Origin of the sequence: Kineococcus sp. G2 (assembly GCF_037154035.1) — a bacterium.
Lineage (GTDB): Bacteria > Actinomycetota > Actinomycetes > Actinomycetales > Kineococcaceae > Kineococcus.
Genome location: NZ_JBBBEM010000123.1, coordinates 1 through 12,384 on the forward strand (window position 1 = coordinate 1; position 12,384 = coordinate 12,384).

Consider the following 12,384-nt stretch of genomic DNA (forward strand, 5'->3'; position numbering starts at 1 on the left):
GGCCGGCGCAGCCCTCACCACACATCTGAAACAGTCACTGATTCTTCTTCGTCGCCTCGGTTGCCTGCGCCATCTCGTCTCCTACCGGGTCGCACTTCAACGGTCGCTGTCCATGACGGAGATCGCTCTTGCCGGTGACCACTGTGGCGACAACGGACGGGCCGCGCTACTTCAAGCCACGACACCGGAACTGGTCCAGCATCGAACGATTTCTCGAATCAGCGAATGACGACAACGCACGAGAGGAGAACCCCGTGACCCACCACCACGCGCCTGACCGGCTCTGGACGGTCCAGCAGGTCGCCGACTTCCTGGCCGTTCCTGTCACCACGCTCTACCAGTGGCGCTACCTCCACACCGGCCCCGCGGCGTACCGCGTCGGCCGGCACCTGCGCTACGACCCGGCCGCCGTGCGGGCCTGGCTCGCCGAGAACGCCGTCTGACCACCTGAATGACAAGACCGAGGAGACGAACGACATGGACAAGCTGTTGCTGACCGCCAACGAGGCCGCCGGGGTCTGCCCCTACTTCGGTTGACTCTCGCGGGTAGGGGCGGTCAAGCCGCGTGAGCGGCTTGGAGGAGTGTCTCGTACTCGATGGGCGTTAGTCGACCGAGCGCCCGCTGCCGGCGCCGGCGGTGGTAGGTCCGCTCGATCCAGGAGACGATGGCAATGCGTAGCTCCTCCCGGTTGGCCCAGCGCCGGCGGTTGAGAACGTTCTTCTGCAGCAGGCTGAAGAACGACTCCATCGCAGCGTTGTCCGCGCAGGTCCCGACCCGGCCCATCGACCCGCGTGCCTGCGCTGCCGAGAGGACGCGAAGGTAGCGGTGCGAACGGAATTGCGCTCCGCGGTCGGAGTGGACCACGAGCTCGAGGACATCGGTCCCGCCGCGCAACGTCAGCGCGTTCTGCAACGCCTGGACCGCGAGGTCGGCGGTCATTCGGGTGTCGATGGAGTAGCCGACGATGCGGTTGGAGCAGGCGTCCTTGATCGCGCAAAGGTAGAGCTTGCCCTCGGCGGTGGGGTGCTCGGTGATGTCGGTCAGCCAGAGGGTGTTCGGCATCTGGGCGGTGAACTTCCGGCGGACCAGGTCGTCGTGGACGGGCGGGCCTGGTCGGAGCCCTGCGCCGCGTCTGCGGGCGTGGGCTGAGAACAGCTTCTGCAGGCTGCACAGGCGCTGGACGCGGTTGCGCGAGGCTGTCACGCCTTGCTGCTCGAGTTCGTCAGCGATGAAGCGGTAGCCGAACTCGGGATCGTCGTGGTGGATGTCGATGGCGGCGTTAATGAGGTGGGCGTCGCTCCAGTCCCGGTCGGTGACGGGCGAGGTGCGCCATTTGTAGTAGGCCTGTTTGGAGAAGTCCAGCACCCGGCAGGCCACCGCGACGGGGATCCCGTCCTCGGCAAGGTCACGGACCAGCGGGTAGATCATTTTGGAAGGACGTCGCGGGCGAAGTACGCCGTTGCCCGCCGCAGGATCTCGTTCTCCTGTTCCAGCAGCTTGTTGCGTTTGCGCAGCTCTCGTAGCTCAGCGTCGGACTCTGCCGATGCCCCGTCAGGCGAGGTGGGGACGGTCAGGCCGTCCTCGCGGTCGGCGATCCTCAGCCAGCGACCCAGGCAGGACTCGGAGATCCCGAAGCTGCGGGCCACCTGGGCCCGGGTCTGCCCACCTTGGCGGGCGACGGCGATCACGTCGCGGCGGAACTCCTCGGGGTAGCGCTTGTGCACGATGGTCATCCTTCCAGCGAGGACCATGATCCTCATAGGTTGGAGTCAACCAAAGCGGGGGCAGACCCCCGCGGTGCTCGGGGTGGGCCGGTCGAAGGTGTACGAGCTGATGGCCGGCGGGCAGCTGCCGTCGGTGCACATCGGCAAGCTGCGCCGCATCCCGTCGACCTGCCTGGCGGAGTACGTCGAGCGGCTGCGCCAGGACGCGGCGTAGCGATGGCGGGCAGGGGCCGGCGCGGGCACGGGGAGGGCTCGATCTTCCAGACCGCGGACGGCCGGTGGCGCGCTTCGGTGGACCTCGGCTGGCACGACGGCCGGCGCCGGCGGAAGTACGCGCTGCGCCGCACCCGCCGGGAGGCGGCGACCTGGTTGCAGGAGACGCTGCAGGCGCAGCGCAACGGCACCCTTGTGCGGGAGTCGGTGACCGTCTCGGCGTGGTTCCCGACGTACCTGGAGAAGGTCGCGGCGCCGAAGGTCCGCCCGTCCACGCTGGTGAACTACGAGCGGGACTTCCGCCGGCACATCGAGCCGAGCCTCGGGCGGATCAAGCTGGACAAGCTGGAGCCCCGCCACCTCGCCGACCTCTACGCGGCGAAGACCGCGGCGGGGCTGTCGGCGGCGAGCGTGCGGCACATCCACGCCACGCTGCGCCGCTCGCTCAACGTCGCGATGAAGTGGGGCCTCGTCAGCCGCAACGTCGCTCTCCTCGTCGACCCGCCCTCGCGGCAGGAGTATCGCGTCGAGCCGCTGACGGTGGACGAGGCGCGGCAGGTCCTCAGCGCCGCCCCGGGTGAGCGGCTCGAGGCGCGCTGGGTCGCGGCGCTCACCCTCGGGCTGCGCCAGGGCGAGGCGCTGGGGCTGTGCTGGGAGGACGTCGACCTGGACACCGCCACCGTGCGGATCCGGCGGCAGCTCGCCCGGGGCCGGGCCGGGGAGCCGGCGCGCTTCACGTCGCTGAAGTCGGCCCGCTCCGCCCGGACGTTGTCGATGCCGCCCTACCTCGTCGAGGCGCTCCGCCGGCACCGGGAGGCGCAGGAGGTGGAGCGGGCGGCGGCGCTGGTGTGGGTGGACCCGCAGCTCGTCTTCACCACGCCCATCGGCTCGGCCCTCGACGCCAGCAACGACGCGAAGGCGTTCAAGGCGCTGCTGCGCGTCGCCGGGGTCCGGCCGGTCCGGCTGCACGACCTGCGCCACACGGCGGCCTCGCTGCTGCTGGCGCAGGGCATGCACCCGCGGGTCGTCATGGAAGTCCTCGGGCACTCCCAGATCGGCCTGACCATGAACACGTACTCGCACGTGATGCCGTCGATGCTGGGTGAGGCGGCGACGTCGATGCAGACGGCTCTCTGGGGTGAGCGGCCATGATCGGGGCCTTGGCTGCACCTTTGGCTGCACCTGAGCCGACAATCACGACCGCGGCGGGCGTTTCCGCAGGTCAGCGGGGAGCCGGCACGGGGACTCGAACCCCGAACCGCCCGATTACAAGTCGGTAGCCGGGGGACGCTTATGAGGCCTCATTTGGCGCGCTACAGATGAGAACGAGCGGCAGGTGGCCACGTAGCGATAGATGGCGCGCCATGAGGCGCACCGCACGGCTGGTCGGCCATGTCCACCTCATCGCCATACCGACCTATGGTCGATACCTTCATGTCCATGTCTGCGTGCACCAGGCCGGCTAGTCCGGTTCGACCGTCTCGGCTCGCAGCTCGACGCAGTAGCCGGCGATTAGCCAAGGCAGCGTGCGCTCGTCTGGGACAGTGAGTGGGTGAGCGAAGAGGGCCTTCCGTCGACCGACAACCTCGTCGAAGGCCTGCATGAGAGCCTCGTAGCCGCCGACCTGGACTTGGTCCTGCGCCAGGCTGAGAACTGGGCAACTGTCCTCCGCAGCGTCGACGACGCAGATGTACCCCACGTGCTCGCTCGGCACGTCAGCGCGGTCGTCCAGCGAGCGCTGGAGACGACGACCGATCACACCGACCGCCTCACCCTCGTCCGTGACCTGCTCGGCGTCCTCGGCGAGCACGGGGCGGTGCCCGTCCCCGACGAGAAGGGCGCCCCGCAGCAGCTGCTGGCGGCCCACCGGCGGCGGACCCTCGCCCAACCGTCGACCGTCCGGCCGGCGACACCGCTGTCGGAAGCGGCTCTGCTGACGAACAGCACCGCCGACCCGAGCCTCGCGGCGGAGCTGCGGGCGGAGCTGGCCAGCGCGGACCGCGTCGACCTGCTGTGCGCCTTCGTCAAGTGGTCGGGCCTGCGCCTGCTGGAGACCGCGCTGCGGGACCTCAAGGACCGCGGTGTGCCCTTCCGGGTCATCACGACCACGTACATGGGCGCGACGGAACGCCGGGCCGTGGACGCCCTCGTGGACGAGTTCGGCGCCGAGGTGAAGGTCATCTACGAGACGACCCGCACCCGGCTGCACGCGAAGGCGTGGGTGGTGCACCGCGCCACCGGCTTCAGCACCGCCTACGTCGGCTCCTCCAACCTGTCCCGCTCCGCGCTGCTCGACGGCCTGGAGTGGAACGTCCGCCTGTCCGCGGTGGCGAACCCGGCGCTGCTGACGAAGTTCGACGCGACCTTCGCCAGCTACTGGGAGAGCAGCAACTTCGAGGCGTACGTGCCGGCGCGGGACGCAGACCGGTTGGACGCCGCGCTCGCTGAGGCCGGCGGGCAGCGCGGCCCGGGGACGCCGGTCGACCTGTCGGGGCTGGAGGTGACCCCGCGACCCCACCAGCAGGAGATGCTCGAGCAGCTGGCCGGGGAGCGGCAGCTGCACGACCGGCACCGCAACCTCGTCGTCGCAGCCACCGGCACCGGCAAGACCGTCCTCGCCGCCTTCGACTACCGGCAGCTGCGCGAGCAGCACGGGCGCGACCTGACCCTGCTGTTCGTCGCTCATCGCCGGGAACTGCTGGAGCAGGCGCGGCGCACCTACCGGGAGGTGCTGGGCGACGGCGCGTTCGGGGAGCTGCTCGTCGGCGAGGAGCGCCCGCGCCGGGGCCGGCACGTCTTCGCCAGCGTGCAGTCGTTGAACGCCGACCTCCTCGCCAGCATGGACCCGCGCCAGTACGACGTCGTCGTGCTCGACGAGTGCCACCACGCCAGCGCCGGCAGCTACCAGCGCGTCCTCGACCGGCTGGAGCCGATCGAGCTGCTAGGACTCACGGCGACGCCGGAGCGCGCCGACGGCCAGGACGTGCTTGCGCTCTTCGGCGGGCGCACCGCGGCGGAGCTGCGGTTGTGGGACGCGCTCGCCGACGACCTGCTGGTGCCGTTCCACTACTTCGCCGTGGACGACGGCACGGACCTGCGCGACCTCACCTGGCGCCGCGGTGGTTACGACGTCGAGGGGCTGACGAACCTCTACACCGGTGACGACGCCCGGGCGCGGCTGGTGCTGCGGGAGCTGCGCCGCCGGGTCGGCGATGTGGGTTCGATGCGAGCGATCGGCTTCTGCGTCAGCGTCGAGCACGCGCACTACATGGCGCGCGTCTTCCGCGAGGCGGGCATCGACGCGCTCGCCGTCAGCGGCAGCAGCACCCCCGAGGAACGCACGGGGGCGCTGCGGCGGTTGAAGGACAGCGAGGTGCGCGTCCTCTTCGCCGTCGACCTCTACAACGAGGGCGTGGACGTGCCGCAGGTGGACACCGTCCTCTTCCTGCGACCGACGGAGTCCTCGACCGTCTTCCTCCAGCAGCTCGGCCGCGGTCTGCGCACCTCTCCCGGCAAGGCGGTGCTGACCGCGCTGGACTTCGTCGGCCACCAGAACGCCGACTTCCGCTTCGACACCCGCTTCCGGGCGCTCACCGGTGTCAGCCGCGGCGCGCTGCAGCACCAGGCCGAGCAGGGGTTTCCCTTCCTGCCGGCGGGGTGCTCCATCGTCCTCGACGAGGTGGTGCAGGACCGTGTCGTCACGAGCATCAAGCGCCAGCTCAGCCCGCGCACCCCGGGGCTCGTCAGCGAGGTGCGGGCGCACCCGAGCAGCAGCATCGCGGCCTTCCTCATCGCCAGCGGGCTCAGCGTGCGGGAGCTGCTCGGCGCCAACCGCTCGTGGACCGACCTGCGCCGCCGCGCCGGGACGGAGACGCGTCCGGCCGGCCCCGCGGAGGGCGCGCTGCTGAAGCGAGTGCGCGCCGTCACCCACGTCGACGACCGGCTGCGTCGCGATGCCTACGCCCGACTGCTCGCCGACGACGTCTCCCTCGACGCGCTCTCCCCCGCCGAACGCCACCTCGCCGGGATGCTCACCGCGGCTTTCTGGCCATCCGGTGCGCCCGGCGACCTGCCGCACGTCCTCGACGTGCTGCGGGGTGAACCCGCCGTCCGCGACGAGCTGCGTCAGCTCGTCGACATCGCCTTCGACGCTGCCCGCCACCCCACGGCGGCGCTCGCCGGTGAGCTGGCCGACCTGCCGCTGAGCGTGCACGCCCGCTACTCCCGTGACGAGATCGTTAGCGCGCTCGGCGTCGCCACTGCCGCTCGCCCGCCGATGTCGTTCCGTGAAGGTGTCGTCTGGGCGCCCGACCGGCGCACGGACGCCTTGCTCATCACCCTGACGAAGTCGGAAGCCGACTACTCCCCGACGACGATGTACCGCGACTACCCGTTGACGCGGGAGCTGTTCCACTGGGAGTCGCAGTCGCGCACGACGGTCGCCTCACCGACGGGTCAGCGGTACCTGAACCACCGCGCGATGGGCACCCACGTGCTGCTCTTCGCTCGGCAGCGCAAGCAGGGTGACCTCGGGGCGGAGCCGTACCTGTTCCTCGGTCCGGCCGACTACGTCTCGCACCAGGGCGAGCGACCCATCGGCATCACGTGGCGGTTGCACCACGCGATGCCGATGGACTTCTTCACCGAGGCGGCACTCGTCAACGCGAGCTGACCAGATCCGCAGTAGAAAGTGCCCGATGCCGCGTCCCTGCCCTCCTCGTCGATCATCTCGGGCAGCCGTGGTCCCGCTGCGCCGAGCGTCACTGCAGGAAGCCCAACCACAAGCTGTCGCGCGCCCTCGTCATCCCCACGTACAGCTCCCGCCGCTCCACCTCCAGCCGCTCCCGCCACGCGGTCTCCGACTCCCCCGGCTTGGCGGCGGACCCGCCCTCGCGCAAGCCGGGCAGGAAGACGTGCTTGAACTCCAGGCCCTTGGCCCGCTTGATGGTGCCGACCTTGAGCCGCCCGCACGTCTGCCCCACGTACTCCTCCAGCGGCACGAGCGGCAGCCCGGCTCGGCGCAGGAGACCGGCGTACCGGGACGCGTCCGCGGTGGTGGCGGTGAGCAGGGCGCAGTCCCCGAGACCGGCTCCCGAGGCCGCGAGGTCGGTCACGGCCTGGACGAGCGCCATCTCCAGGCTGCGCACGTCGGGGGCGTCGACGCGCACGGTCACCCCGCCGTCGCGGGCGACCTCCATCCGCCGGGCACCCGCTTCGAGGGAGTCGTCGAGGTCGCCGAAGGCGTCGGAGGCGACAACGGCCACGGCCGCCTCGAGGATCTTGGAGGCGTTGCGGTAGTTGGTCTCCAGGACGGTGGAGCGGCCGCGGACGTTGATGCCCGCTTCGGACAGGGTGAAACCGCCCGGGTAGACGGCCTGCTGGCCGTCGCCGATGAGCAGCAGCCCGTCGGGGCCGTCGCCGCCGAGCGCGTGCAGCAGCTGCACGCCCACGCGGCTGAGGTCCTGTACCTCATCGACGATGACGGCGACGTAGGGCTCCTCCAGCGGGCGCCGCAGCACCTCGGCAAGCGCGAGGAAGAGGAGGTCCGCCGCGTCATGCAGCTCGCGGGAGCGCAGCAGCTGGCAGTAGTGCGCATGCAGCTGCCAGACCGCCTCGCGCTGGGCGCGGTTCAAGGGCGTGGAGCGCCCCACCCGGGTGAGGTCGGCGTACTCGGAGAAGTCGGTCAACCCCCGCCCCTTGATGACGGAAGCGATCTCCTCCTTCCAGTACTGCACGGGCACCGGAACCTCGGCGAGCGCCGAGTAACGCCCCACGCTCGCCCACGACCGCCAGAAGCACGTGTCGGCGGCCTTGAGGTCGACGCGGTGGCGCACACCGCGCTCGGTGAGGAACCGCCGCGCCCACGAGTGCAGCCCGCGGAACTCGACCCGTTCGACGTGCTGGGGTGCCAGCCGGGCGAAGGTGGCAGCCAGCACGGTCGGCAGGGTGCGGACGAACGAGACGTACAGCAGCCGGCCGGGGCGGGTTCCGGCGAGGTAGGCGGCGCGGTGCAGGCCGATGACGGTCTTGCCGGTGCCGGCGGGGCCCCGCACCCGGGCGGGGCCGTTGCGGCTCTGGCGGACGAGCTTGGCCTGGCTGGGGTGCAGGAACGCCATCCAGTCCTCGATGGGGGCGGCGAGCGCACCGTCGAGGAGGGACGCTTCGAGTTCCTCGGCACTGAAGAGGGCTTGCTGCTCCGGCTGCTCCTCGGCGGCCTGCAGCGGCAGGACGGGCGGGACCACGACAGGGCTGATCTCGACCGGGCCGGCGTCCTCGTGGGGCGGGAAGTCGCGTTCGAGGACGGCCAGCACCTCGGGCAGCTTCTCGGCGTCGAGGCGATCGCCGCGGCGGTTGATCCACGGCACGAGGTGCTTCTCGCCCATCACCGTGACCCGGCCCAGGGTCAGCGGCCCGAACGCCTTGCCGACGAAGACGAGGACCGGCACCACCTCCAGCGGTGCGAGTCCCACCTCGGCGACGGTCTGCTCGGCGAGCTCGGCGATGCGCAGCACCTTGTCGACGTCGTCGTGCGCGTCCTCCTGCCCGCGGTACAGGCGTCCGTCCTCGACGTGCACCTCCCGCCAGTTCTTGACGTCGACGACGAGCACTCCGCCGGGACCCACGTGCAGCAGGTCCACGTTGGCCGCCCGGGTGCCCGGCCAACGGCGGTCGGCCAGCAGCGTCCAACCGGAGCTGGACATGGGCTGCAGCAGCGCACCGATCTTGCGCTCACCCGCACCGCCGGCCTCGTGGCGGCGGACGATCCGCTGCTGCTGCGCGGCGAGGCGCAGGTACTCCTCGGCGAGGGCACGCGCGCGTCGGGCCTCGACGTCCTGGGAGGCTCCCGCCGTCACGGCGCTCACAGGTCGTGCACCCCGACGTGGTGCACGACGAACCGCGCCGGGTCGCTCTGGTGGGCGAAGTAGACGCGCCCGCACTCGCGGGGGCTCTTGGCGTCGCCGAGCTTGACGTGCGGGACGCCGTCGAGGCGGTGGCCCTCGAACTCGAAGTTCGCGCGGCCGGACTGCTTGAGCGCCAGGTCGGTCGTGGCCACGTCGAGGCCGAACTCCGCCCGGAACCAGTCCGTCAACCGGCCGGTGATGCGGCCCTGGGAGTCGGCGAAGGCCACCGAGGCCCGGGCGAGCGTCACGAGCGCGGAACGCATGAGGTCCGGGTGCAGGTAGCCGGACTTGCGCCAACTGCGGGCAGCACCGCTGGTGAAGCGCAGCCGGCCGCCGCTGCGCTCCTCGAGGAAGTCCAGCAGCGGTCCAGCGTCGTCGGGTTCCAGCGGTGGGGCGTCCTCCCAGTCGGGGACGCGGTGGAGTGACGGGACCCGCCCGAGCCCGCCGAGGGCGACCGTCAGCGAGGCGACCTCGTCCTCGAGCCGGTGCACCTCCTGAACCCACTCCTCGATCTCGCACCGGGCCGCGTCGAGCTCGCCGCGCAGCGCGTCGACCTGCCGGTGCTCGTCCCCGGCGGCCGTGGCGGCCTCCAGCCGGCGCTGGGCGTCCAGGCGCGCCAGGGCGCGGGCCGCCCGCTCGGTCGTGCGGTACGCGACGTCGATGCCGCGGGAGACCACCGCCAGCGGGGCGATCATCCCGAGGACCTCGTCGACAACGTCGAGACCGCGCCGGGCCGCGATCCGCTCCGGGCCGAACACCGGGTGCGTCAGCGGCTCCAGGTGCGGCCAGACCAGCCGCGCACCACCGACGGGCACGTCGAGCCCGCGCCCCAGCCGGGCGACGAGGTCCCGGGCACCGCGCGAGCGCAGGCAGACGACGTTCGCCAGCCCCGGCAGCTCCAGCGCGGCGACGTCCGCGAACTCCAGGTGCCAGGTCTCGGCGGGTGCGACGAGCAGCACCGGCAACCGGTCGGTGCGGCGCAGCGCCTCGGCGAGCAGCTCGGCCTCGGCGGGGCCGGTGACGTCGGCGCGCCGGCCGTCGACGCGGCGGCCGTACGCGGAGACCACGAGGTCGGGGTCCTCGACGACGCGGCGCACGAGCACCGGGCGGCGCAGGAACGTCTGCGGTGCCGGGGCGATCCAGCCGCCGTGCGACTCGCGGCCGGTGACGACGCGCAGCGTCGCCGTGGGGTGGTCGGCTCCGGCGGCGAGCGTGACACCGGTGACGTGGGTGACCGGAACACCCTGAACGGGCACCCGCAGGTCGAGGCGCTGCGCGGTGCTGCTCGCGGTGGCCACCCGGTGCCAGGACAACTGCCGGGGACCGGCGGCGGCGGGCGAGCCGGGGTGGGGTTCCCGGCGGGTCAGGGCGCACGAGCCGTCAGCGGGCAGGGCGGCCAGGTCGGGCACGCCCTCGTGCCCGGTCTCCAGCCACTCCTGCACGTGCCGCAGCAGCACGTCGTGGACGGCGGGCGCGGTCGGGTGCGTGCGGGAGCGGACGTCGAAGTCGACGACGTACTGGACCTGCACGACCGCTCCTCCCCGTGCTGCTCGAGAACCTGCTGCGTGGTACGGCAGGTACGTGGAGTGTTGTCGACACGAGTCCGGAGCAGGCGGAGGTGCGGTACCGGAACGGAGCAGGCGAAGCACTCGAACGGCTGCAAGGGCTCTCCCACGGGGTAGGAGCAGGCCCTCGACATCGACCACTGGACCGGGGTGCAGTGGAGTGCTCGTATGTGCACTTCAGTGCACATACGAGCACTCCACCGGACGGGGGAGGTGGCGACGTGAACTGGGTCCAGCCTCTCTCCGCGCTGTTCCCCACCGTTCAAGGCGCCGTGCTCCACACCCTCTGGCGGCGCACCACTCCGATGACCGGACGCGGGGTACACCGCGCCGGCTGCGCGCTCTGGTGCACCAGCACCTCCCCGACGATCGGCACCTCTCGCTGGCCTGCTTTGGCTCCTTCGCCCGAGGAGAAGCGGGAGCGGACAGCGACACCGACCTCCTCCTCGTCGTCCCTGACGGCACCGCTGACGACACCACCGACCGAATCGTCGGCGACCTGGAGGTTCACGGTCGGCGGTGGACGGGCAACGAGGTGCAGGTGCGCACCGGCCATCGCCTCGGGTGAAGCTGGTCGTGGTGAGGCCTGCGTCACCGCGCCCCGGAACGCGGGCGGTTCACGAAGGCGCAGCCAGTTGACCCGAGGCGAGGAGCATCGCCGTGAACGCAGGGCACGCCTCGACGGCTGCCTGAACCTGCACCACCGCCTCCCGCACCACGTCGGGAGCGGTGACCTCCTCCACGGCCAACCGCCGCGACAACCTCAGGTGGCTGTACGCGCTCAGCTGGCCGAGCAGCGCAGCGGACACCTCGCCGACCGGCACCTCCGCGGCGGGTGCCGTCCAGTCCCCGGCGTCCACGACCAAGGCGAACGGAGAACCGTCGAGGGCGTTGAGCTGGGCCGCCAGGTCGGCGTGGTGGGGTGCCCAGGAGCGTTGCGCGGCGGCCCAGGTGGGTGGTTCCTGCACGTAGCCGACCTCCACGCCGGGGCGCACGAAGTCGAAGAGGACGTACAGGGCGATGCGGTCGCTCCCGGTCGTCCGCCGCGGCCAGGCGGTGGGCCAGTAGGCGGCGGCGAAGTGGTCGCGCGCCCACTCCTGCGGCCGCTGTCACCCCAGGCCGCCGGCGGTCCACAGACCCTTCTGGGGCCACCCCCATGCGATCCCGTCGTCTTCCAACCGGGCCGTCAGTTCCTGCACGAACGTGGAGATGGCGGGGTAGAGGCGCTCGGCCGCGACGCGGTGCGCGTCGGCGACCTGCTGGTAGTCGGTGACGTCGAAACCGTTGAACACCCTGGCCACTCCCCTGCGTTCCATGAGTTCGACCGTGTCGTCGCGCAGCGCCTGTTCGTGCACCGCGAGATCCCTCAGGCCCCGCAGGAGGTCGGCGACTACTCGCCAGGGCAGCCAGCGGACTTGCGGACGTCCTGCGGCGGCGCCCGCCCCGACCAGCTCGTCGAGCTCCTCGCGCGCCCGCGCCACGTCCACAGGCTCCGACATCCCGTTGGTCAGCGCCACGACGGTCGCGCTCAACCCTTGCGCGGCGGCACGTTCGGAGAGGGCGCACCACTGGACCGTCAGCTGCTGCAGCGTCCCGTGCCCATCCACCTGGTACCGGCCGAACCCGGCGTGGTACTTCGCCTCGACAGCGATCAGGTGACCGGCGACCTGCACGAGGACGTCGGGTTCGACCTGCCGCCCGGGCAGCAGGCTCACCGGCAGCTTCGGCCACAGGGTGATCGTCGCGCGCTCGACGTCGGCGGCTGAGAACTCGACCTCGGGCAGGGCGGCCGCGAGGAAGGGCTTCAACAGGCGCTGTCGCGGCAGGTAGCGCACCGCGGAGAACACGGCGTCCGTGAGGGTGTCCTCCATGCGTTCCGCCGCGAGCGTCGCCGCGGGGTCGAGCTTGCCCTGCAGTTCGGCGCGCACAGCGCGAGACTGCTCGTCGCGCTCGGCGGCGTCGAGCCGTGGCGTGTCGGA

The 12,384-nt window shown here is 71.6% G+C and carries 11 protein-coding genes; 6 read left to right on the forward strand and 5 right to left on the reverse strand.

Annotated features, from left to right (window positions below; translation table 11 throughout):
* On the forward strand, positions 1-229 hold a 229-nt coding region (locus tag V9U69_RS17125; protein WP_337063068.1), incomplete at its 5' end, for a hypothetical protein.
* Positions 230-254: 25 nt separating this feature from the next.
* A complete protein-coding gene (locus V9U69_RS17130; protein WP_337063069.1) occupies positions 255-443 on the forward strand; it encodes a helix-turn-helix transcriptional regulator in 189 nt (62 codons plus the stop codon).
* 113 nt (positions 444-556) lie between these two features.
* On the opposite strand, the gene V9U69_RS17135 is transcribed toward V9U69_RS17130, so the two are convergent.
* Positions 557-1,725, reverse strand: a protein-coding gene (locus V9U69_RS17135; protein WP_337063115.1) for an IS3 family transposase whose coding sequence is annotated in 2 segments (ribosomal slippage) — positions 557-1,437 and positions 1,437-1,725 — 1,170 coding nt in all. Because the reading frame shifts where the segments join, the coding sequence is not laid out codon by codon here.
* 82 nt (positions 1,726-1,807) lie between these two features.
* On the opposite strand from V9U69_RS17135, the gene V9U69_RS17140 reads away from it, so the two are divergent.
* The 3 genes from V9U69_RS17140 (at position 1,808) to V9U69_RS17155 (ending at position 6,610) form a co-directional block, all read left to right on the forward strand.
* Positions 1,808-1,939: a helix-turn-helix domain-containing protein gene (locus V9U69_RS17140; protein WP_337063070.1), complete on the forward strand. Its 132-nt coding sequence runs from the start codon at positions 1,808-1,810 to the stop codon at positions 1,937-1,939.
* Between the two features lie 2 nt (positions 1,940-1,941).
* Positions 1,942-3,090, forward strand: a complete 1,149-nt coding sequence (locus V9U69_RS17145) for a site-specific integrase (protein ID WP_337063071.1) — start codon at positions 1,942-1,944, stop codon at positions 3,088-3,090.
* 400 nt (positions 3,091-3,490) lie between these two features.
* The gene (locus tag V9U69_RS17155; protein ID WP_442907807.1) at positions 3,491-6,610 is read left to right on the forward strand and encodes a DUF3427 domain-containing protein; all 3,120 of its coding nucleotides are present in this window, start codon (positions 3,491-3,493) and stop codon (positions 6,608-6,610) included.
* Between the two features lie 88 nt (positions 6,611-6,698).
* Here the strand turns inward: V9U69_RS17155 and V9U69_RS17160 are convergent, their stop codons facing one another.
* Both V9U69_RS17160 and V9U69_RS17165 read right to left on the reverse strand, forming a co-directional pair.
* Positions 6,699-8,801 (reverse strand): nuclease-related domain-containing DEAD/DEAH box helicase, encoded by a 2,103-nt coding sequence (locus V9U69_RS17160; RefSeq protein ID WP_337063074.1) that lies wholly within the window; start codon positions 8,799-8,801, stop codon positions 6,699-6,701.
* Positions 8,798-10,369, reverse strand: coding sequence for a hypothetical protein (locus V9U69_RS17165; protein WP_337063075.1), 1,572 nt, complete (start codon positions 10,367-10,369; stop codon positions 8,798-8,800). The genes V9U69_RS17160 and V9U69_RS17165 overlap by 4 nt, the downstream gene beginning before the upstream one ends.
* A gap of 382 nt (positions 10,370-10,751) precedes the next feature.
* Between V9U69_RS17165 and V9U69_RS17170 the strand changes: the two genes are divergently transcribed.
* A complete protein-coding gene (locus V9U69_RS17170) occupies positions 10,752-10,973 on the forward strand; it encodes a nucleotidyltransferase domain-containing protein (protein ID WP_337063076.1) in 222 nt (73 codons plus the stop codon).
* Between the two features lie 49 nt (positions 10,974-11,022).
* Here the strand turns inward: V9U69_RS17170 and V9U69_RS17175 are convergent, their stop codons facing one another.
* Both V9U69_RS17175 and V9U69_RS17180 read right to left on the reverse strand, forming a co-directional pair.
* Positions 11,023-11,400: a hypothetical protein gene (locus V9U69_RS17175; RefSeq protein ID WP_337063077.1), complete on the reverse strand. Its 378-nt coding sequence runs from the start codon at positions 11,398-11,400 to the stop codon at positions 11,023-11,025.
* Between the two features lie 114 nt (positions 11,401-11,514).
* Positions 11,515-12,333 (reverse strand): hypothetical protein, encoded by an 819-nt coding sequence (locus V9U69_RS17180; protein ID WP_337063078.1) that lies wholly within the window; start codon positions 12,331-12,333, stop codon positions 11,515-11,517.
* Positions 12,334-12,384 lie beyond the last annotated feature (51 nt).